The sequence below is a fragment of the Streptomyces sp. G45 genome (assembly GCF_049542095.1).
Classification (GTDB): Bacteria; Actinomycetota; Actinomycetes; order Streptomycetales; family Streptomycetaceae; genus Streptomyces.
The window spans coordinates 2,256,404-2,278,263 of sequence record NZ_JBMUZU010000001.1; the positions used below are offsets into that span (position 1 = coordinate 2,256,404).

Annotated in this window: 15 protein-coding genes and 1 pseudogene; 14 read left to right on the forward strand and 2 right to left on the reverse strand. The window is 75.3% G+C overall.

The window, feature by feature from the left end; translation table 11 throughout:
* Positions 1-39: 39 nt before the first annotated feature.
* From ACOBQU_RS09050 to ACOBQU_RS09090, 9 genes and pseudogenes are all read left to right on the forward strand, one after another.
* Positions 40-1,116: a DUF4349 domain-containing protein gene (locus ACOBQU_RS09050; RefSeq protein WP_423625628.1), complete on the forward strand. Its 1,077-nt coding sequence runs from the start codon at positions 40-42 to the stop codon at positions 1,114-1,116.
* 33 nt (positions 1,117-1,149) lie between these two features.
* On the forward strand, positions 1,150-2,544 hold the full coding sequence (locus tag ACOBQU_RS09055; RefSeq protein ID WP_423625630.1) for an FAD-dependent oxidoreductase: 1,395 nt from the start codon (positions 1,150-1,152) through the stop codon (positions 2,542-2,544).
* A gap of 696 nt (positions 2,545-3,240) precedes the next feature.
* Positions 3,241-5,411: pseudogene (locus ACOBQU_RS09060) on the forward strand (hypothetical protein).
* Between the two features lie 167 nt (positions 5,412-5,578).
* Positions 5,579-7,264 (forward strand): GT4 family glycosyltransferase PelF, encoded by a 1,686-nt coding sequence (gene pelF, locus ACOBQU_RS09065; protein ID WP_423625632.1) that lies wholly within the window; start codon positions 5,579-5,581, stop codon positions 7,262-7,264.
* Positions 7,265-7,313: 49 nt separating this feature from the next.
* A complete protein-coding gene (locus ACOBQU_RS09070) occupies positions 7,314-8,807 on the forward strand; it encodes a hypothetical protein (RefSeq protein WP_423625634.1) in 1,494 nt (497 codons plus the stop codon).
* A gap of 71 nt (positions 8,808-8,878) precedes the next feature.
* Positions 8,879-9,880, forward strand: coding sequence for an SDR family NAD(P)-dependent oxidoreductase (locus ACOBQU_RS09075; protein WP_423625635.1), 1,002 nt, complete (start codon positions 8,879-8,881; stop codon positions 9,878-9,880).
* A gap of 47 nt (positions 9,881-9,927) precedes the next feature.
* A complete protein-coding gene (locus ACOBQU_RS09080; RefSeq protein ID WP_423625637.1) occupies positions 9,928-10,641 on the forward strand; it encodes a nucleotidyltransferase family protein in 714 nt (237 codons plus the stop codon).
* 1 nt (position 10,642) lies between these two features.
* Positions 10,643-11,563: an NAD-dependent epimerase/dehydratase family protein gene (locus ACOBQU_RS09085; RefSeq protein WP_423625639.1), complete on the forward strand. Its 921-nt coding sequence runs from the start codon at positions 10,643-10,645 to the stop codon at positions 11,561-11,563.
* The gene (locus ACOBQU_RS09090) at positions 11,560-12,216 is read left to right on the forward strand and encodes a spherulation-specific family 4 protein (RefSeq protein ID WP_423625641.1); all 657 of its coding nucleotides are present in this window, start codon (positions 11,560-11,562) and stop codon (positions 12,214-12,216) included. Before ACOBQU_RS09085 ends, ACOBQU_RS09090 begins: the two co-directional genes overlap by 4 nt.
* Here ACOBQU_RS09090 and hemE read toward each other — a convergent pair.
* Positions 12,213-13,280, reverse strand: coding sequence for a uroporphyrinogen decarboxylase (hemE, locus tag ACOBQU_RS09095; RefSeq protein ID WP_423625643.1), 1,068 nt, complete (start codon positions 13,278-13,280; stop codon positions 12,213-12,215). The two genes, ACOBQU_RS09090 and hemE, sit on opposite strands and share 4 nt — an antisense overlap.
* Positions 13,281-13,487: 207 nt before the next feature.
* Here hemE and ACOBQU_RS09100 point away from each other — a divergent pair, with 207 nt between their 5' ends.
* The 5 genes from ACOBQU_RS09100 (at position 13,488) to ACOBQU_RS09120 (ending at position 20,714) form a co-directional block, all read left to right on the forward strand.
* On the forward strand, positions 13,488-14,147 hold the full coding sequence (locus tag ACOBQU_RS09100; RefSeq protein WP_423625645.1) for a DUF3000 domain-containing protein: 660 nt from the start codon (positions 13,488-13,490) through the stop codon (positions 14,145-14,147).
* Between the two features lie 291 nt (positions 14,148-14,438).
* On the forward strand, positions 14,439-15,101 hold the full coding sequence (locus ACOBQU_RS09105; RefSeq protein ID WP_423625647.1) for a LuxR C-terminal-related transcriptional regulator: 663 nt from the start codon (positions 14,439-14,441) through the stop codon (positions 15,099-15,101).
* Positions 15,102-15,179: 78 nt separating this feature from the next.
* Positions 15,180-16,475, forward strand: coding sequence for an HRDC domain-containing protein (locus ACOBQU_RS09110; RefSeq protein ID WP_423625649.1), 1,296 nt, complete (start codon positions 15,180-15,182; stop codon positions 16,473-16,475).
* An 895-nt stretch (positions 16,476-17,370) separates the two neighbouring features.
* Positions 17,371-18,585, forward strand: a complete 1,215-nt coding sequence (locus ACOBQU_RS09115) for a thiolase family protein (protein WP_423625651.1) — start codon at positions 17,371-17,373, stop codon at positions 18,583-18,585.
* Positions 18,582-20,714 (forward strand): 3-hydroxyacyl-CoA dehydrogenase NAD-binding domain-containing protein, encoded by a 2,133-nt coding sequence (locus tag ACOBQU_RS09120; protein WP_423625653.1) that lies wholly within the window; start codon positions 18,582-18,584, stop codon positions 20,712-20,714. The genes ACOBQU_RS09115 and ACOBQU_RS09120 overlap by 4 nt, the downstream gene beginning before the upstream one ends.
* Before the next feature lie 66 nt (positions 20,715-20,780).
* Here the strand turns inward: ACOBQU_RS09120 and ACOBQU_RS09125 are convergent, their stop codons facing one another.
* Positions 20,781-21,812 (reverse strand): hypothetical protein, encoded by a 1,032-nt coding sequence (locus ACOBQU_RS09125; RefSeq protein ID WP_423634356.1) that lies wholly within the window; start codon positions 21,810-21,812, stop codon positions 20,781-20,783.
* Between the last annotated feature and the right edge of the window lie 48 nt (positions 21,813-21,860).

The following is a 21,860-nucleotide window of genomic DNA, read 5'->3' on the forward strand; positions in this document are numbered from 1 at the left end:
TTCGCCGGGCCCGGCCGTCGTAGGGCAACAGTCATCACGATGCTCGGGGGTACGGCGATGCGCGGGGCCAGGACTACGGGACGTACGGACGCCACGGCGGGGACGGGCGCTACGGGAGGGGCGCGGCGGCGCGGGTCGGCGCGGGCGCTGGCCGCCGTGCTGCTCGCGGGGGCGCTGGCCCTCGCGGGGTGCGGTGGCGGCGGGGACGACGGGGGCGGCGACAGTGGCAAGGCGGCGGGCGGCGGGGCGCGGAAGGAGGCGGTCGCGGACGCGGGCGCGGGCGGGCACGCCGGGCCGCGGGCCCAGCGGGGCGACCAGGCGGACGCGGCGGGTGAGCGGGACCGGGGGGCGGACGGCGCGGGCGGGAAGGCGGGCCGGGCGGCGGACGCGAAGGCGCGCGGGAAGGCGGACGCGCAGGCCGTGCCCGACGGCACGCACCTCATCCGCACCGCCTCGCTCACGGTGCGCGTCAAGGACGTGCCGCCCGCCGTCGAGCGGGCCCGGACGGCGGCGCAGGAGGCGGGCGGCCTGGTCGGCGCCGAGACCACGGACCGCGACGGGCACGGCCGGGAGCGCTCGCGTCTGGTGCTGCGGGTGCCGCAGGACCGTTACCAGCGGGTCCTGACCGACCTGGAGGGCACCGGGCGCCTCGTGCGGCGCACGGCCGACGCGGAGGACGTCACCGAGCAGGTGGTGGACGTCGAGAGCCGGGTGCGGACGCAGCGGGCGAGCGTGGCGCGGGTGCGGGCGCTGCTCGGCCGGGCCACGAGGATCAGCGACATCGTGTCCCTGGAGGAGCAGTTGAGCACCCGTCAGGCGGACCTGGAGTCGCTGCTCGCGCGGCGGGCCTCCCTCAAGGACCGCACGACGCTGGCCACGATCACCCTGACGCTCACCGAGTCGCCTTCGGCGGGCGCGGACGACGGCGCGGACGACGACGACCCGACGTTCGTGGACGCGCTCGCGGGCGGCTGGGGCGCGTTCGTGACGGTGCTGCGCTGGGGCGCGGTGGCCCTGGGCGCGGCCCTGCCGTTCGTGGTGGGCGCGGCGGTGCTGGTCCTGGTGTGGCTGCGGGTGGTCCGCCCGCGGTGGCCGAGGACGCCGGACGCCTCGTGAGGCGGGGCGCGCACGACGTCGTAGCGTGAGGCCATGACGGAACGACTGGTGGTCATCGGAGGCGACGCCGCGGGGATGTCCGCGGCGTCGCAGGCGCGCAGGCTCAAGGCGCCGCAGGAGTTGGAGATCGTCGCCTTCGAGCGGGGGACGTTCACGTCGTTCTCGGCGTGCGGCATCCCGTACTGGGTCGGGGGCGAGGTGTCCGAGCGGGACGACCTGATCGCGCGGACGCCGGACGAGCACCGCGAGCGCGCCATCGATGTGCGGATGCGAACGGAGGTCGTGGAGATCGACCCGGCGCGGCGGCGGGTGCGCTCCCGTGACCTGGCCGCGGGCGCGCAGGCCGCGGAGACCTGGACGGAGTACGACAAGCTCGTGATCGCCACCGGCGCGCGCCCGGTGCGGCCGCCGCTGCCGGGCATCGACGCGCCGGGCGTGCACGGGGTGCAGACCCTCGACGACGGCCAGGCCCTCCTCGACATGCTGGAGCGGACGCGGGGGCGGCGGGCGGTGGTGGTCGGCGCGGGCTACATCGGCGTGGAGATGGCCGAGGCGCTGTTGAACCGCGGCTACGAGGTGACGGTCGTCAACCGCGGCGAGCAGCCCATGTCCACGCTCGACCCGGACATGGGCCGCCTCGTCGGGGACGCCATGACCGGCATGGGCATCACGATGGTGAACGACGCCGAGGTCACCAAGGTCCTCACCGGTGAGGACGGGCGGGTGCGGGCCGTGGCCACGGAGGCCGCCGAGTACCCGGCGGACGTGGTGGTGCTCGGCCTCGGCGTGCGCCCCGAGACGGAGCTGGCGCGGGCGGCGGGCCTGCCGCTCGGCGAGCACGGCGGGCTGCTCACGGACCTGTCCATGCGGGTACGGGGGCCCGTCGCGGACGGGGCGATCTGGGCGGGCGGCGACTGCGTGGAGGTCCTCGACCTGGTGTCGGGCCGCGAGCGGCACATCGCGCTCGGCACGCACGCGAACAAGCACGGGCAGGTCATCGGGTCGAACGTGGGCGGCGGTTACGCCACGTTCCCCGGTGTCGTGGGGACGGCCGTGAGCAAGGTGTGCGACCTGGAGATCGCGCGTACGGGGCTGCGCGAGAAGGACGCGCGGGCGGCGGGCCTGCGGTATGTGACGGCGACGATCGAGTCCACCAGCCGGGCCGGGTACTACCCGGGGGCGGGCCTGATGACGGTGAAGATGCTGGCGGAGCGGCGTACGGGGCGGCTGCTCGGCGTCCAGATCGTGGGGCGGGAGGGGGCGGCGAAGCGGGTCGACGTCGCGGCGGTGGCCTTGACGGCCGGGATGACCGTGGAGCGGATGACCGCGCTCGACCTCGGCTACGCGCCGCCGTTCTCTCCCGTGTGGGATCCGGTGCTGGTCGCCGCGCGCAAGGCGACGGCGGCGGTACGCGAGGCGGGCGCGTAAGCGCGGCTGTCCCCCACCCCGCCCCTTCCCGAAACCAAGGGGCTCCGCCCCCTGGACCCCCACCCGTCGGCCTCCGGCCTGGTCCTCAAACGCCGGACGGGCTGAATCATCGCGCTACGCGCTCGTCCTCAAACGCCGGACGGGCTTGATTCTGGCGGCCCCCCAGCCCGCCCGGCGTCTGAGGGCAAGCGCGGCAGCGCGAAGGAAGGGCGGGCGGGTGGGGAAAGCCCGTCCGGCGATTGAGGACACGCGCGGCAGCGCGAAGGAAGGGCGGGCGGGTGGGGGAGAGAAGGCCCGGCCGGTACCCGAGGGGTCAGGGAAGGCCAATTGCCGGGGCACCCCCAACCCCGCGCTGCCGCGCGCACGCGCCCGGCGCACACCCGCTACCTGTAAAGCGCACCCACTACGCCGACGAGGCAACCCGACCCCGTTGAGCGGCCACGCACCCCCGCCCGACTTCCGGAACCACCAGTTCCACAGCACCTCACCACCCCCAGGGCCCCCGCCCCGCACCAGCTCCCTGGCTGCCCCTTCTTTTCCGCCAGAAATTCCGGAACCGGCGCAGGAATCCCAGGCAGGACGCACCATGTGACCCGTAAGAGCGGTACGGACACACACGGTGCGGACGGACCGCTGGGGGGCGGGTCCGGCGGAGGCACCACCGCCACGATCCGACCGCGGAGGGGACCCAACCACATGAATCGCACCGCACGGGCGGCGGCTCTCGGAGCCGGTGCTCTGCTTCTCGCGCTCTCCCTGCCCGCCCCGCCAGCGACAGCCACGGCGGCGGAGCAGCCCCGCATCGACCTGCGCGTCCTGGTGGTGACCGACGGCGGCCCCGCGACCGCCGCGATCGCCGCTGAACTCGACGCCCAGGGAACCCCGTACACCACCGTCGACCTGCGTGACAGCGACCGTCCGACGATCGACGCGGGATTCCTCGCGGACACCGTCGACGGCAGGCCGCGGGCGAGGTTCCAGGCCGTCGTGCTGCCGAACGACGACCCGTTCGGCGCGGGCTCGCCGGAACCGGCCGCGCTCGCCGCCTACGAGCGGACGTACGGCATCGGGCAGGTGGACGCCTACACCTACGCGCGCCCCCAGGCGGGCCTGACGACCCCGCGGTTCAGCGGGCCGCTCGACGGCACCCCCGCCCGGGTCACGGCCGCGGGCCGGGCGGGCCCGTTCGCGTACCTCGACGGGCAGGTGCCGTTCGAGGACAACACCCCCAAGGCGAACGAGAGTTACGGCTACCTCGCCACGCCGGCACCGGGCGCCGACTTCACCCCGTACGTGGACGCCCGGATCCCCGGCGGCTCCGAGCGCGGCTCGCTGGTCGGCGAGTACCGGCACGACGGGCGCCGCGAGCTGGTCGTCACGTTCGTCTACAACCGGCAGCAGCGGCAGTTCGCGCTGCTCGCCCGCGGCATCGTCGACTGGATGACGCAGGGCGTGCGGCTCGGCTCCGCGCGCCAGCACTTCAGCGTGCACGTGGACGACGTGTTCGGCTCCGACGACCGCTGGGACACCGAGCTGAACTGCACGCCCGGCGACGTGGACTGCCCGCCCGGCCAGGGCGAGCAGGACGGCATCCGGATGACCCCCGAGGACGCCACGCACGCCGCCGAGTGGTCCACGCGCCGGGGCCTGCCCCTGGACCTGGCGTACAACGGCGCGGGCAGCGAGCTGCACCGCGAGGAGAACGACGGCGAGGACCCGCTCGCGGACCGGCTCATCGCCGACCGCGGCGCGTACCGCTGGCTCAACCACACCTGGGAGCACACCTTCCTCGGCTGTGTGCAGGACACCTCGCAGGTGCCCTGGACCTGCGCGAAGAACCCGGACGGCAGCACCAAGTACGTGCCCCGCGCCGAGATCCACGCCCAGCTCGCCGACAACCGCTCCTGGGGCCGGAACGCCCAACTGCCGCTGGACGACGGCGAGGTGGTCACCGGCGAGCACTCGGGCCTGCGGGTGCTGCCGCAGCAGCCCGACGACAACCCCCACCTGGCCCCGGCCCTCGACGACTACGGCGCCCGCTGGCTCGGCTCGGACAACTCCCGCGAGCCCGCCCAGCGCCGGGTCGGCCCCGCCCTGACCGTGCCGCGCTTCCCGATGAACGTGTTCTACAACGCGGGCCAGGTCCACGAGCAGGTCGACGAGTACAACTGGATCTACACCCGCAGGTCCGACGGCGGCAGCGGGCTCTGCGAGGACTCGCCGGTCTCCACCTGCCTGGACGAGCCGCTGGACGACGAGACCGGGTACGAGGACCACATCGTGCCCGTGGAGACCGGGATCGCCCTCGGCCACGTCCTGTCCGGCGACCCGCGGCCGCACTTCCTGCACCAGTCGAACCTGGCGGAGGACCGCATCGCCTACCCGGTCCTGGACCGGGTGCTCGACGACTACGAGGCGCTGTTCGCGCCGTCCGCGCCGCTGGAGAGCCCGCGCATGGCGGACATCGGCGCCGAGCTGCGCTCCCGGGCGGCGTGGGACGCGGCCCTCGACGCGGGGCGGGTCACCGCGTACCGGATCGGGAACGAGGTGACGCTCCAGGCGCCGCGGGACGTCGCCGCGACCGCCACCATGCCCACCGGGACCCGGCAGCGACTCGCCGACGGCAGCGCGGAGTTCGGCTCCCCCTACGCGGGCAGGGCGTCCGGCTGGGTCTCCCCGGCCCGCTCCAGGAACAGGTCACGCTCACGCTGCCCGAACCGCCCCCGGCGAGCCCCCCGTCCAGGGACACCGCGCCCGAGGCCGGACCCGCCAAGCACCTCCCGGTGCCCCCGGGCGCCGCCCGCTACCTGCCCCCGGGCACCGACGGCACACCCCCACGGGGCCTGCCGGTCACGACCGCCCGCTGAACCACCAGCCGCTCCCGCGGGCCCACCAGCCCGCCGGGAACGGCACGTTCACCCCCCACGGGCCGCCGGGGCCGCGCTCAGCCGCCTGGGCCGCACCCCGACGCCGGACCGCACCCCGGCGACCCGCACCCGCCGACGGCGAGCACACCCACGACAGGCGCCCACCCATGCCCACACCCGCACCCGCCTCCGCCCCCGCGCCGGGCGAGGCGCCCCCGCCCCGGGTCACCCTGCTGACCGAGGGCACCTATCCGCACAGCCACGGCGGGGTCAGCGTCTGGTGCGACCAGCTCGTCCGCGGCATGCCGGACGTCGACTTCCGGATCGTGGCGGTCACCGGGACGGGCTGCGAACCCCTGACGTGGCGGCTGCCCCCGCACGTGGCGGAACCCGTGTGCGTCCCCATGTGGGGCCCACCCCCGGGCGGCCGCGCGCCCCGGGGCCGTACTCGGCGGGAACTCCTCGCGGCGTACGAGGAGTTCCTGACCGCGCTGGTCGATCCCGCCGCGGAGGCCGGGTTCGGTCCGGCCCTGTACGAACTGGCCCGGCACGCCCGCGCGGGGGCGCTGTCGCCGACCCTGTGCGGCGACCGGGCGGTGGCCGTGCTCGCCTCGGTGTGGCGGGCGCCGGGCCTCGCGGTGGCCGCGGCCCGGCCCACCCTGCACGACGCGGTCACCGCCACCAGCCTGCTGGAACACGCGCTGCGCCCGCTCGCGGTGCCGCCGCCCGAGCGGGGCGTGGCGCACGCCGTGAGCGGCGGCATCGCCGCCATGACCGGACTGATCGCCCGTCAACTCCACGGCGTACCGCTGCTGTTGACCGAGCACGGCGTGTACCTGCGGGAGCGCTACCTCGGCTACCGCACGGGCCCGTACCGGTGGCCGGTCAAGGCGGTGCTGCTCGGGTTCTACCGGCTGCTCGCCGAGGAGACGTACCGCGCGGCGGCCCTGATCACGCCGGGCAACCGCTACAACCGGCTCTGGGAGGAGCGCGGCGGCGCCGACCCGGCGCTGATCCGCACCGTCTACAACGGCGTGGACCCGGAGGCGTTCCCGCCCGCGGGCCCCGAGCCGGACACCCCGACCCTCAGCTGGGCCGGGCGCGTCGACCCGATCAAGGACCTGGAGACGCTGATCCGGGCCTTCGCGCTGGTCAGGGAGAAGGTTCCGGAGGCCAGGCTGCGGCTGTTCGGCGGCACCCCGCGCGGCGGCGAGGCCTACCGGGAGCGCTGCGAGGCGCTGGCCGCGTCGCTCGGCCACGGGGACGCGGTGGTCTTCGAGGGCCGCGTCGAGCACATCAAGGACGCCTACGCGGCGGGCAGCGTCGTGATGCTGTCCAGCATCAGCGAGGGCTTCCCGTTCACGCTGATCGAGGCGATGTCGTGCGGTCGGGCCACCGTGTCCACGGACGTCGGAGGCGTGCGCGAGGCGGTGGGCCCGACCGGCCTGGTGGTGCCGCCGCGCGACCCGGCGGCCATGGCCGACGCGGCCGTCGACCTGCTCTCGGCGCCCGAGCGGCGCGCGGCGATGGGCGAGGCGGCCCGGCTGCGCGTCATCGAGCAGTTCACGCTGCGGCAGACGGTGGAGGCGTTCCGCGGCATCTACGGCGAGCTGGCCGCGGCCCGCGCCACACCCACAGGCGCGATCCACCGCCCGCCCTCAACCCCGGCCCACCGCACGCCCACACCCCCGGTCCGCCGCACGCCCTCACCCCCGGCCCACCGCACCCCGTCCGCCGCGGGCCCCCACGCGCCCCCGGCCCCGGGCCGCCCCGCCCCCGCGAAGCCCCGCCAGGACCGCCCCGCCCCGGACCCCACCCCCCACCTCACCCCCGAAAGCGAGGCCGCCGGATGACCTCCCTCCCCCCAGCGCCCCGCCCCGCCCGCGAAGGCGAGGCCCGCCGATGAGCGGGCCCATCGCCCTGACGCCGCCCGAGGACGACGGCGACGGACTCCCCCGCCGACCCGCGAGCGCCCGGGGCGGCGACGTCCCGGCGCGCCGCCCGGCCCTCCGGGCCTGCCCCGGCCCGCCCCCCACCGCCCCGCCGAAGGACCCCGCCACCCCGGCGCCCGCGCACGCCCCCGCCGCGTCCGCGCCCCGCCGCGCCTGTCTGCGCCCCGCCCGCCCCGACGACCCCGTGGACCGCCTCGCCGCCGAACTGGCCGACGACATCGGGGCCGCCGTGCACCCGTACGAGGTGGCGGCGCTGTTGGAGTCGCAGGGGATGACCGGGGACCGCGTCCAGGACGAGTACGGGCACCCCGACCTGTTCTCGCTGGCCGACGCCCTCTACGAGCGCGTGCCGCGCGGCCACCCCGAACCGGCGGCGCCCGAGCGCGACCCGTGGCGGCCCGACCATCTGCGCTGCGGGCTGCGCGGGCTGCTGTTCGCCCTGCCGGGGGCGGCGTACCTGCTCGCCGGGGGCGACGTCTGGCGGGGCGCGGCGGCCCTGCACGGCCTGGTCGCCGCCGCGCTGGTGTCATGGGCCTGGTCGCAGGGGCTCAGCCACCGCGCGTACGTCCGGCTCGCCGCGGGCCGCCGCGAGGCGGGCCTGGCGCTGCTGCGCGGCGCGCCGCTCGGCGTGGGCCTCGCCAGCGCGGCGGGGTTCGCCGTGGCCGGGCCGTCCCCGGCCGCCGTGTTCGCCGTCGGCCAGTCCTGCTACCTGGCGGCGGCCGCGGTGCTGCTGGTGCTGGGCCGTGAGTGGTGGCTCGGCGGCGCGCTGCTGCCGGTGGCGGCGGGCGCGGCCCCGCTGCCGTGGTGGGGGCCGCCGACGGTGCTGCGCCTCGGCCTGCCGCTGCTGACCGTGCTGCTGACGGCGGGCGCGGCCGGGCTCGCGCTGCGCGCCGCCCTGCGCGCCGAGCCGGTGCCGGGGGCGGCCCCGCGCCTGGCGCGGTCGCTGCCGTACGGCCTGTTCGGGCTCGCCGCCGGGGTCCTCGCGACGGCCGCGGGGCAGCGCGACCCGTACGCCGTGATCGTCCTGACGCTGAGCATGGGCCCCGCCGAGTGGCTGCTGTACCGCTACCGGGGCCTGGCCGTGGCCGCGCTGCGCGCCTCCGCGACACCGCTCGGATTCCGGCTGCGGGCGGCCCGCGCGCTCGGGGTGTGCGGGGCGGCGTACCTGGCGTCGGTCGCCGCGGGCCTGCCGCTGCTCGACACCGGGCCCGCCGAACTCCTCGCCCTCGGCGCCGTGTTCTGGACCGCGCTGCTGCTCCAGGCCTTCGGCGTGGCCTGGCCCTCGGCCTCCGTGTGCCTGGCCGCGGCGGCCGCGGTCACCGCCCTGCCGCGGCTCTCCCCGCTGTCCCCGGCGACGGCGCGCCTGGTGGCCTGTACCGCCGCCGCGCTCGCCCTGACCGGCACCGCCGTGCACCACTTGGGCAAGCCCACCGCCCACGCCTGACCCGCGCCACCCGGGCCCGGCCCCCGCCCGGAACCTCCCACCCCCGACCCGTCACCCCTGGAGGAGACCCCATGACGTCCGCTCCGCTCGCCGCCGTCACCGGCGCCGAAGGGTTCATCGGCTCCCACCTCACCGAGGCGCTGGTGGCCTCGGGCCATCATGTGCGCGCGATGGTCCAGTACAACTCCTTCTCGTCGTACGGCTGGCTGGAGGCGCTGCCCGCCGACGTGCTCGCCGAGGTCGAGGTCCAGCTCGGCGACGTCCGCGACCAGGGCTCGGTGCGCACCCTGGTCGCCGACGCCGACGCCGTCTACCACCTGGCCGCGCTCATCGCGATCCCGTACTCGTACCAGGCGCCGCACTCCTACGTCGACACGAACGTCACCGGCACCCTCAACGTCCTGGAGGCCGTGCGCCACGCGGAGACCCCGCGCCTGGTGCACACCTCCACCAGCGAGACCTACGGCACCGCCCGGACCGTGCCGATCACCGAGGACCACCCCATCAACACCCAGTCCCCGTACGCCGCTTCGAAGGCGGGCGCGGACCGGCTCGCCGACAGCTACCACGCGAGCTTCGGCACCCCGGTGGTGACGCTGCGGCCGTTCAACACCTTCGGCCCGCGCCAGTCGATGCGCGCCGTCATCCCCACCGTCATCGGCCAGGTCGCCGCCGGGTCACGGCAGATCACGCTCGGCGACCTGCGCCCCACCCGGGACTTCACCTACGTCGAGGACACCGCGCGCGCCTTCCTCGCCGTCGGCACCGCGCCCGCGCGCGCGGTGGTCGGCCGCACCTTCAACGCCGGGACCGGAACCGAGATCTCCATCGGCGACCTGGTGCGGCTCATCGGCAAGGTCATGGCCGCCGACCTCGACGTGCGCGCCGACCCCCGGCGGCTGCGGCCGCCGAACTCCGAGGTGATGCGCCTGGTCGCCGACGCCACCCGGCTGCGCGAGGCCACCGGCTGGGCCCCGGAGCACGACCTGGAGCACGGCCTCGCCCGCACCGCCGACTTCTTCCGCGACCCCGCCCACCTGGCCCGCTACAAGACCGGCGTCTACAACATCTGACACATCTGACGGCCCACCACATCCCCCACATCCAAGGGAGTTCCGCCATGCACGCAGTGATACTCGCCGGAGGCAAGGGCGTCAGGCTCCGCCCGTACACCACCGCGCTGCCCAAGCCGCTGGTGCCCATCGGCGACCAGTACGCGATCCTGGAGATCGTCCTGCGCCAGCTCGCGGCGGCCGGGTTCACCAGCTGCACCATCGCCATCGGCCACCTCGGCCACATCATCCGCGCCTACGTCGGCGACGGCTCCCGCTGGGGCCTGAGCGTCGCCTACGCCCAGGAGGACAGCCCGCTGGGCACCATGGGCCCGCTCCTGACGATGCGGGACCACCTGCCCGAGCGGTTCCTCGTGATGAACGGCGACGTCCTCACCGACCTGGACTACGCGGACGTGCTCCGCCGCCACCAGGAGTCGAACGCGCCGCTGACCATCGCCACCTACCCGCGCGAGGTGCACATCGACTTCGGCGTGCTCACCACCGAGGACCGGCGCGTGGTCGCCTTCACCGAGAAGCCGAGCGTGGACTACCGCGTCTCCATGGGCGTCTACGGCGTCTCCCGCGCCACCCTCGCCCCCTACACGGCGGGCCTGCCGCTCGGCTTCGACGAACTCGTCATCGACCTGCTGAAGTCCCACAACCCGCCGCACGCCTACGAGTTCGACGGCTACTGGCTGGACATCGGCCGCCCGGACGACTACGACCGCGCCAACGCCGAGTTCACCAGCCATCGCGCCCTGCTGCTCAAGGGGGCCTGACGTGCGCGTCCTGGTCCTCGGAGCCAGTGGATACCTGGGCGGGCACATCACGGGCGGGCTGCGCGCCCTGCCCGGCGCACGGCTGCTCACCGCAGGTCGGGACCCCCACGCCGACCTGCGGTGCGACCTGGCGACCACCCCCGTCCGCGCGCTCGCCGAGCTGCTCGCGCGGGCCGCGCCCGACGCCGTCGTCAACTGCGCGGGCGCGGTCGGCGGCGACCCGCTGGCCCTGGCCGAGGTCAACGCCCGCGGCCCCGCCGCCCTGTGCGCGGCACTGGGCGAGGCGGCGCCCGCGGCCCGCCTGGTGCACCTGGGCTCGGCCGCCGAGTACGGGCCCACCGCGCACGGCAAGCGCACCGGCGAGGCCGCCCCCGCCGCTCCGGTCGCCCCGTACGGCGCCACCAAGCTGGCGGGCACCCTCGCCGTCACGGCCTCCGGTCTGGACGCCGTCGTCCTGCGCGTGACCAACCCCGTCGGCCCCGGCGCCCCCCGCGCGGGGCTGCCGGGCCGCCTCACCGCCGAACTGCGCCGCGCCACGGCCCGGTCGCCGCACGGCACCATCCAGGTGGGCGACCTGTCCGCGCACCGGGACTTCGTCGACGTACGCGACGTCGCCCGCGCGGTGGCGCTCGCGGTGACCGCCGCGGGTCCGCTGCCGCCGCTGCTGAACGTGGGCAGCGGGCGGGCCGTGCCGGTGCGCGACCTGGTGGCGGGCCTGGTGCGCGCGGCCCGCTTCCAGGGGCGGATCGAGGAGTCCCTGACCGGGGTCGGCCGGTCCACGGCGGTGTCCTGGCAGTGCGCCGACGTCACCGCCGCCGCCCGGGCGCTCGGCTGGGCGCCCGAGCACGGCCTGGCCGACGCGGTCGGCGCGCTGTGGGCGGCGGACGGCGCGGGCCGCCCCGTCACCGCGGACCGGGCATGAGGTCGCTGCTCGTGCCGCTGTACGTCCACCCGGCCGTGGACCCCGCGGCCTGGCGGGCGCTGGTGGCCGCCGCGCCCGACCTGTACGGCGTGGTCCTCAACGCCGCCGACGGACCGGGCACGGCCCCCGACCCGGCGTTCACCGCGGTCGCGGGCGCCCTGCGCGCGGCCGGGGTGCCGCTGCTCGGGTACGTCGACACGGCGTACGGGCGGCGCGCGGCCCACGAGGTCGCGGCCGACCTGGACCGGCACCGCGACTGGTACCGGGTCGACGGCTGCTTCCTGGACCGGGTCGCGTCCGGCCGCCGCGAGCTGCGGCACTGCCGCCGCCTGGTGCGCTGCGCGCGCGGCCGGGGCGCCGCGCCGGTCGTCCTCAACCCGGGCACGCACCCGGCGCCCGGCTACGCCCGCGCCGCCGACCTGCTGGTCACGTTCGAGGGGCACTGGGCGACGTACCTGCGCTCGTTCAGCGCCCCCGCGTGGACGGCCCGGCACTCCCCCGACCAGTTCTGCCACCTGGTGTACGGGGTGCCGCCCGCCCTGACCGCGCTCGCCGCCCGCACGGCGGCGCGCCGGGGCGCGGGGGTGCACTGCGCGGTGCCGGGCGCGGGCCCCAACCCGTGGACGCGGCCGCCGGTGGGCTGTGCCGTCTAGCGGGCGGTGCGGGTGTGGACGTACTCCACGAGGCGGGTCAGCGCGTCGGGGTCCGTCGAGGGCAGCACGCCGTGGCCCAGGTTGAACACGTGCCCCTCGAGCCCCGCGGCGGCGGCGAGCACCTCGTCGGTCTTCTCCCGCACCGCCTCCGTGCTGGAGAACAGCACCGCCGGGTCCAGGTTGCCCTGGAGGGCCTTGCCGGGGCCGACCCGGCGGGCCGCCTCGTCCAGCGGCACCCGCCAGTCGACGCCCACCACGTCCGCACCGGCCTCGCCGAGCAGGCCGAGCAGCTCGCCGGTGCCCACGCCGAAGTGGATCCGCGGCACCCCGTACGACTCGACGGCCTGGAACACCTTCGCCGACGCGGGCATCACCGAGCGCCGGTAGTCGGCCGGGGCGAGCGCGCCGACCCACGAGTCGAAGAGCTGCACGGCGCTCGCGCCCGCCTCGATCTGCACCTTCAGGAAGGCGGCGGTGATCTCCGCGAGCCGGTCGAGCAGATCCGCCCACAGCTGCGGATCGCCGTACATCATGGCCTTGGTGTGCTCGTGGTTGCGGCTCGGACCGCCCTCCACGAGGTAGCTCGCGAGGGTGAAAGGCGCCCCCGCGAATCCGATGAGCGGCGTCGCGCCCAGCTCGCCGGTCAGCATCCCGATGGCCTCGGTGACGTACGCGACGTCGTCCGGCGTCAGGTCCCTGAGCTGCGCCAGGTCGGCGCGCGACCGGATCGGCCGCTCCACGACGGGCCCGACGCCCGGCTTGATGTCGAGGTCGACGCCGATGGCCTTCAGCGGTACGACGATGTCGCTGAAGTAGATCGCGGCGTCCACGCCGTGGCGGCGCACCGGCTGCAGCGTGATCTCCGTGACCAGGTCCGGGCGCATGCACGACTCCAGCATGGCCGTGCCCTCGCGCACCTTCCGGTACTCCGGCAGCGACCGCCCCGCCTGCCGCATGAACCACACCGGCGTATGCGGCACGGCCTCACGGCGGCACGCCTTCAGGAAGGCCGAGTCGTACGTAGCTGTGTTCTGCTGGCCGCTGGCCCCGTCGTTGACAGTCACGCCCAGAGTCTCGCACGGAGCCCCCCAACGGAGAAAAGCCGCACCCGGCACAGAGCCCGTCCGGCGATTGAGGACGAGCGCGCAGCGCGACAGGCGCCCGCCGCGCGGGCGGAACCCCGCCCCCGGGGACAGCGACAGCGCACCCCGAGAGGGGTGCCCAAGGGTGTCAGCCTGCACGAGGCCGCCGTTCCCCTTAATCTTCCCCGCATGGCTGCGGCTCAGGGACAACGGTCGGACGGCACCGGCGAGATGGACGGGGCACCGGGGAGGACGGCGGACACGACTCCGCCGCCGTTCCGCGCCGCGGTCGACGCACTGCGCGCGGCGCGGCTGCGCCCCCAGATCGAGATCGACCCGGCACGGCCGCCCCAGCGGCTGGCCCCCTACGCGTACGCCCTGGAGGCGGCCGTGGTCGACGGCGAGGACGACCTCGCGGACGGGCGCCTGGTGCTGCTGCACGACCCGGCCGGGCACGAGGCCTGGAAGGGCACGTTCCGTCTGGTGACGCTGGTGCGGGCCGAGTTGGAGCCGGAGATGGCGGCGGACCCGCTGCTGCCCGAGGTGTGCTGGTCGTGGCTGGTGGGCGCGCTCCAGGCGCGGGGCCTGGCCTGCGGCGAGCCCAGCGGCACGGTCACGCGGGCGGGCTCGCACTACTTCGGCGGCCTCGCGGAGCGCCCCCCGGCGTCCCAGATCGAGATCCGGGCCTCCTGGACGCCGCGGGAGGGCGCGGGCGGCGTGCCGGACGCCGGGGCGCACCTGGCGGCGTGGTGCGACCTCCTGAGCCAGATCGCGGGCCTGCCGCCCGCGGGGTCCGAGGACGGCACGGTGGTCACGCTGCCCCAGCGGCGGGGCCCGCGGGGCGCGTGAGCCGTCCGTCGCGCCGCGCGCTCGTCCTCGGGCGGGGCGCGCGGGGCACGGGGCGCGGGGCGCGGGGCGCGGGGCGCGGGGCGCGGGGCGCGGGGCGCGGGGCGCGGGGCAACGACTCCCCCGGCCCCAGGACACCGCCCGGGGCTCAGGAGCCAGCGAAACTCACCAAATCGTGATCATTCCCTAAAGGCGGCAGGACGAGGTGCCGAAGAGGTCTGTGACCTTGAAACGCACGGTTCGCCCCGGCTTCATCCCCGAGCCGTTCCCGTCCCCGCCACCCCAGGAGGCCTGGTGTCCGTTCTCCTTGAGCAGCCCGCAAGCCTGGTCGCCTACCGCCCGAACAAGCCGACCGCCATGGTCGTCGTCGCCGACCCACGTGTCCGCTCCACCGTGACCCGCCACCTGTGGGCGCTCGGAGTGCGGGACGTCATCGAGGCCTCGTCCATCGCGGAGGCTCGTCCCCGCATCGGCAACCCCCGCGACATCTGCGTCGCGGACGTCCACCTGCCCGACGGCTCCGGCCTCACCCTGCTGTCCGAGACCCGCGCCGCGGGCTGGCCCAACGGCCTCGCGCTCTCCGCCGCCGACGACATCGGCGCCGTCCGCACCGCGCTCGCGGGCGGCGTCAAGGGGTACGTCGTCACCGGCACCCGCACGAACGTCGGGCTCCCCACCCGCCCCGGCGCCGCTCCCATCGGCTCGGCCGCCGCCCGCCTGCACCGCCGCCCCCCGGGTGCCCCGAGCCACCCGGGCGGCTACCGCGAGCTGTCGGGCCGTGAGGTCGAGGTCCTCAGGCTCGTCGCCGAGGGCCAGTCGAACAAGGCCATCGGCGTCTCCATGGGCCTGTCCGCCCTGACCGTCAAGAGCCACCTCGCCCGCATCGCCCGCAAGCTCGGTACGGGAGACCGGGCGGGGATGGTAGCGGTGGCCCTGCGCACCGGAATCATCCACTGACCGATTTACACCCCCTGCGCGCCCGTCGACGTAACGTTCCGTCGACGGGCGCCGTCCGTTCACAGATACCCTTGACAGGTGACCGACGCCCAAGAGACCGCAGCAGACAGTTCACTGCGAACCACCGGAGGCGCTCCTCCGGACGAAGGCGTCTCAGGCGTCTTTGTCGACGGGACACCCACGCCGCTCCTCGAACCGCGCGACGGCATCCCGCCCGTGGTGGCGGACCCTCAGGCGCTCGCGCAGGTCATCGCGGCATTTGCCGCCGGTACGGGCCCCGTGGCCGTGGACGCCGAGCGGGCCTCCGGCTACCGCTACGGGCAGCGCGCGTACCTCGTCCAGCTCCGCCGCGAGGGCGCGGGCACCGCGCTGATCGACCCCGTCGCCTGCCCCGACCTGTCGGGCCTCGGCGAGGCGCTCGACGGCACCGAGTGGGTGCTGCACGCGGCCACGCAGGACCTGCCGTGCCTGCGGGAAATAGGCATGATTCCGTCGATCGTCTTCGACACCGAGCTGGCCGGGCGGCTCGCCGGTTTCCCGCGGGTCGGCCTCGGCGCGATGGTCGAGAGCGTCCTCGGGTACGTCCTGGAGAAGGGCCACTCCGCAGTCGACTGGTCGACCCGGCCGCTGCCCGAGCCCTGGCTGCGCTACGCCGCGCTCGACGTGGAGCTGCTCGTCGACCTGCGCGACGCCCTGGAGAAGGAGCTGGACCGGCAGGGGAAGCTGGAGTGGGCCCGCGAGGAGTTCGCCGCGATCGCCGCCGCGCCGCCCGCGCCGCCCCGCAAGGACCCCTGGCGCCGCACGTCGGGCATGCACAAGGTGCGCCGCCGTCGCCAGATGGCGGTCGTACGGGAGCTGTGGACCGCCCGGGACCGGATCGCGCAGCGGCGGGACGTGTCGCCCGGCAAGGTGCTCAGCGACGGCGCCATCGTGGAGGCCGCGCTCGCCCTGCCGTCGAGCGTGCACGCGCTGACGGCGCTGCCCGGGTTCGGGCACCGCATGGGGCGGCGCCAGCTCGAGCAGTGGCAGGCCGCGGTGGAGCGGGCCAAGGCGCTGCCGGAGGCGGAGCTGCCGCAGCCCGGTCAGGCGCTGACCGGGCCGCCGCCGCCCCGCTCCTGGGCTGACCGGGACCCCGCCGCCGCGGCGCGGCTCTCCGCCGCTCGGGCCGCCGTGTCCTCCCTCGCCGAGCGGCTCGGCATGCCCCAGGAGAACCTGATCACTCCGGACACGGTCCGGCGGGTGTGCTGGGAGCCGCCTGCCGTGGTGTCCGTGGACACGGTGTCGGAGGCGTTGGCCGCGCATGGGGCGCGGCGCTGGCAGATCGCGCAGGTCGCGCCCGCGCTGACCACGGCGCTGGCCGCCGCCGCCCGCTGACTCACCGTGCGGGCTCCCCTCCCACCCCCGCGCTCCGCGCGGACCTCTCCCACCCGCCCGCCCGTCACCGGTCCCACACAGGTGCACGCCCCTCGTGGGGGTACGCCACCATCGGCGCCTGCCGCCCCCACCCCGCGCTCCGCGCGGGCCTCTCCCACCCGCCCGCCCGTCACCGGTCCCACACGGGCGAACGCCCCTCGCGGGGGTACACCGCCATCGGCGAGTGCGGGGATCCTCCTCCCCCACCAGGGGCGACGCCCCAGCCCCAGGCGGGCGGGGACCCAGGCCCCGCACGGGGCACGGACCGGCAGGCGCCGACGGCGGGCAACCCCCACCAGGGGCACCCACCCGTGTCGGACCGGTAACGGGCGGGCGGGTGGGAAACCAAACCCCACACGGGGCACCGACCGGCAGACGCCAACGGCGGGCAACCCCCACCAGGGGCACCCACCCGTGTCGGACCGGTAACGGGCGGGCGGGCGGGAAACCAAACCCCACACGGGACAGACGCCGACGGCGGGCAACCCGCCACCAAGGGGTGGCGCCCCAGCCCCAGGCGAGCGCCCCGCACAGCGCACGGACCCGCAGACGCCAACGGCGGGCGACCCCCACCAGGGGCGATGCCCCCGCGGCCAGGCAGCCCCGGGCGGGCGGGAAACCAGGCCCCGCACAGCGCACGGACCCGCAGACGCCGACGGCGGGTGACCCCCACCAGGGGCGGTGCCCCCGCGGCCTGGCGGTCACGGGCGGGCGGGTGGGAGAGGCCCCCGGACACGGGCCAACCGCGGTGTGACGTGAACCTCTAGGGGGACTCCCTTGGCCTCGTAGTTACCGGTAAGTAGCATGACCCGAGGAAGCGCGCCGCAGGCGCACCGCACCCTGGAGGAGAGCCATCGTGCCTCGTACCGTCAGGGACGTCGTCTTCGTCGACGGCGTCCGCACCCCGTTCGGCAAGGCGGGCCCGAAGGGCATCTACCACGAGACCCGCGCCGACGACCTGATCGTGAAGTCGATCCGGGAGCTCCTTCGCCGCAACCCGGCCCTCGACCCCGCCAAGATCGACGAGGTCGCCATCGCCGCGACCACCCAGATCGGTGACCAGGGGCTGACCCTCGGCCGCACGGCCGGGATCCTCGCGGGCCTGCCGCAGTCCGTGCCGGGCTACTCGATCGACCGGATGTGCGCGGGCGCGCTGACCGCCGTGACGACGACCGCCGGGTCGATCGCCTTCGGCGCGTACGACGCCGTGATCGCCGGTGGCGTGGAGCACATGGGCCGCCACCCGATGGGCGAGGGCGTCGACCCGAACCCGCGGTTCGTGAGCGAGAAGCTGGTCGACGAGTCCGCCCTGTTCATGGGCATGACCGCCGAGAACCTGCACGACCGCTACCCGGGCATCACCAAGCTCCGCGCGGACGAGTACGCGGTGCGCTCGCAGGAGAAGGCCGCCAAGGCGTACGCCAACGGCAAGATCCAGCAGGACCTGGTGCCGATCTCCGTCCGGCGGACCAGCCCCGAGGGCGGCGAGACCGGCTGGGGCCTCGCCACCCAGGACGAGCCGATGCGGCCGGGCACCACCCTGGAGAACCTCGCCGGGCTGAAGACCCCGTTCCGTACGCACGGCCGCGTCACGGCGGGCAACGCGGCGGGCCTGAACGACGGCGCCACCGCCTCGATCATCGCCTCCGAGGACTTCGCCCGGGAGCACGGCCTCCCGGTGAGGATGCGCCTGGTGTCGTACGCCTTCGCGGGCGTCGAGCCGGAGGTCATGGGCTACGGCCCGATCCCGGCGACCGAGAAGGCGCTCGCCAAGGCCGGTCTCGGCATCGGTGACATCGGCCTGTTCGAGATCAACGAGGCGTTCGCCGTGCAGGTGCTCGCCTTCCTGGAGCACTACGGCATCGCCGACGACGACGCGCGCGTCAACCAGTACGGCGGCGCCATCGCGTTCGGCCACCCGCTGGCCTCCTCCGGTGTCCGCCTGATGACACAGCTCGCCCGGCAGTTCGAGGAGCAGCCCGAGGTCCGCTACGGCCTCACCACCATGTGCGTCGGCTTCGGCATGGGCGCGACGGTCATCTGGGAGAACCCCCACTGGGAGGGCAAGTGAGCACCACCACCGCTGAGCTTCTGAAGGGTGCCGCCGAGCTGTTCCCGGACGAGGTCGTCACGTCGGCGCACGTACGCCACCTCGATCTGCCGTACGGGGCCGGGCGGTTCGCCCTCATCACCCTCGACAACGGCTTTGACCACACCAAGCCGACCACCTTCGGCCCGGGCTCCCTCGCGAACCTGAACGCCGCCCTCGACCAGGTCGAGAAGGAGGCGGCCGCGGGCGAGATCGTCGGCGTCGGCATCACCGGCAAGCCGTTCATCTTCGCCGTCGGCGCCGACCTCAAGGGCGTGGAGATCCTCAAGCGCCACGAGGACGCCCTCGCCATCGGCAGGGGCGGGCACGACGTCTTCAAGCGGCTGTCGTCCCTAGCCGTGCCGACGTTCGCGTACTACAACGGGGCCGCCATGGGCGGTGGCGTCGAGGTCGGGCTGCACTGCACCTACCGGACCGTGTCCAAGGCGCTGCCCGCGTTCTCGCTGCCCGAGGTCTTCCTCGGCCTGGTGCCGGGCTGGGGCGGGTGCACGATCCTGCCGAACCTGATCGGCGCCGACCGCGCGGTCTCGGTGATCATCGAGAACTCGCTGAACCAGAACAAGCAGCTCAAGGGCCAGCAGGTCTTCGACCTCGGCATCGCCGACGCGATCTTCGAGGGCGCGGACTTCCTGGAGCGGTCCCTGGTGTGGACGGCGTCCGTCCTCAAGGGCGACATCCGCGTCGAGCGCGCCGAGGTCGACCGCGGCGAGGGCTGGGACGCGGCCGTCGCGCGCGGCCGGGCCATCGCGGACGCGAAGGTGCACGGCGCCGCCCCGGCCGCGTACCGAGCCCTGGAGATCATCGCCGCCGCCAAGGACGGCGACCTCCAGAAGGGCTTCGACGCCGAGGACGCGGCGCTCGCCGACCTGATCATGGGCGGCGAACTGCGCAGCGGAATCTACGCGTTCAACCTGGTGCAGAAGCGCGCCAAGCGCCCCGCGGGCGCCCCGAGCAAGGACCTGGCGCGGCCGGTCACCAAGGTCGGCGTCGTCGGCGCCGGTCTGATGGCCTCGCAGCTCGCCCTGCTGTTCCTGCGCCGCCTGGAGGTGCCGGTCGTGCTGACCGACATCGACCAGGAGCGCGTCGACAAGGGCGTTGCTTACGTCCACGCCGAGATCGACAAGCTGCTCGGCAAGGGCCGTATCAACCAGGACAAGGCCAACCGCCTCAAGGCCCTGGTCACCGGCGTCCTCGACAAGGCCGAGGGCTTCACGGACGCGGACTTCGTCATCGAGGCCGTGTTCGAGGAGATCGGCGTCAAGCAGCAGGTGTTCGCGGAGGTCGAGGCCGTCGCCCCGGCCCACGCGATCCTCGCCACCAACACCTCCTCCCTGTCCGTGACGGAGATGGCGTCGAAGCTGAAGCACCCGGAGCGGGTCGTCGGCTTCCACTTCTTCAACCCGGTCGCGATCCTGCCGCTGCTGGAGATCGTGCGCGGCGAGCGGACCGACGACGCCTCCCTGGCCACGGCGTTCGCCGTCGCCAAGAAGCTGAAGAAGACCGCGGTCCTGGTGAAGGACGCCCCGGCGTTCGTCGTGAACCGCATCCTGACCCGCTTCATGGGCGAGATCCAGAACGTCATCGACGAGGGCACGCCGATCGCCACGGCCGAGAAGGCCGTCGAGCCGCTCGGTCTGCCGATGTCGCCGCTCGTGCTCCTGGAGCTGGTCGGCCCGGCCATCGGCCTGCACGTCTCGGAGACGCTGAACCGCGCCTTCCCGGACCGCTTCACGGTCTCCCCGAACCTGAAGGCGGTCGTCGAGGCGGGCAAGCGCGGCTTCTACGTCCACGACAGCGGCAAGCCGGAGCTGGACCCGGAGGTCGTCGCACTGCTCAAGCAGGGCGACACGGTCCTCACCGAGGAGCAGGTCCGCGCCCGCGTCCTGGACGCCGTCGCGCAGGAGATCGGCCTCATGCTGGACGAGGGCGTCGTCGCCGAGGCGCAGGACATCGACCTGTGCCTGATCACCGGCGCGGGCTGGCCCTTCCACCTGGGCGGCGTCACGCCGTACCTGGACCGTGAGGGCGTCAGCGAGCGCGTCAACGGCAAGCGGTTCCTGGAGCCGGGGATCGCGAGCGTCCCCGCGTAACACCGGTCCTGCGAAGGTGCCCGGCACGCCGATGGGCGTGCCGGGCACCGGCGTGTGCGGGGCCGCTCAGGCGGAGGCGGCCGGTTCCCAGGCCTTCAGGGCGAGGCCCGGCTCGTCCTTGCGGTGGGTCAGGCGCAGCTCGCCGGTGCCGGGCACGAACGTCGCCGCGACCACCCGGCCGTCCGCGTCCTCGCCGAGCGCGATCCGCGCGTCCACGGGCAGCGCGGGGCCCGACTCCGTCCACCAGGCGCCCGCCGACTCCAGCTCCGTCGGGTACGCGGCGAACGCGACCCGGCCGCTGTCCGCGCGCTGGGCGAGCAGCGTGCAGTCGTGGCCGTCCAGGTCGCAGCGCACCGCGTGCGTACGGCCCTGCCCCGCGGCCGTGAGGACGCGTACGGGCTCCTCGTCGCCGCGCCAGGCGCACAGCTCGCCGTCCTCGTCGGTGAAGAACAGGGTGGTGTGCTCGACGGACGTGGCGAGCGCGCACAGCGTGCCCGGGCGGGCCCGCACCGGCAGCGGCTCGTCCAGCTCCGGGACCTTGCCCGGGCCGTGCTGCCGCCAGCGCAGGATCGCTTCACCCGTCGCCGCGTACGCCACGACGCGGCCCGACTCGCCCGTCACGGCGACGACCTCGTCGCGCACCCCCTTGCCCTTGAGGTCGCGCCAGGGGCCCCAGCCGCCCTTCTCCTTCTGGCCGCGCATGCTCAGTCCGCCGCCGCGGTTCGGTACGAAGACGTGGGCGCGGCCCTCGGCGTCGACGGTCACGGCGGGTACGCCGGTGCGGTCGCCCTTCTTGTTCGGGTGGCCGAGCGGGTTCCAGTCGAGGGCGGCCAGGTGCGGCTGGAAGTGCGTGGAGTGCACCAGGCCCGACTCGCCGGGCACGGTGGGGCGCCAGGACGCCAGGTGGGCGTAGCCGTCGGCGCCCTGCGCCACGGCGAGCACGGGGTGCACGCGCTGGTCGCCGCCGACCACGCGGGGGGCGGTCCAGGGGCCGCCGCGGGTGCGCTGCACGCGGCAGACGACCGTGTCGGCGTGCGGGCCGAATCCGTAGACGCACAGCCTGCCGTCGCGTCCGCGTATGAGCCAGTCGCCGTTCACGGCCGAGGTGGTGAGGGCTGGGGGCATGCGGCATTCCGGAGCTGTGGG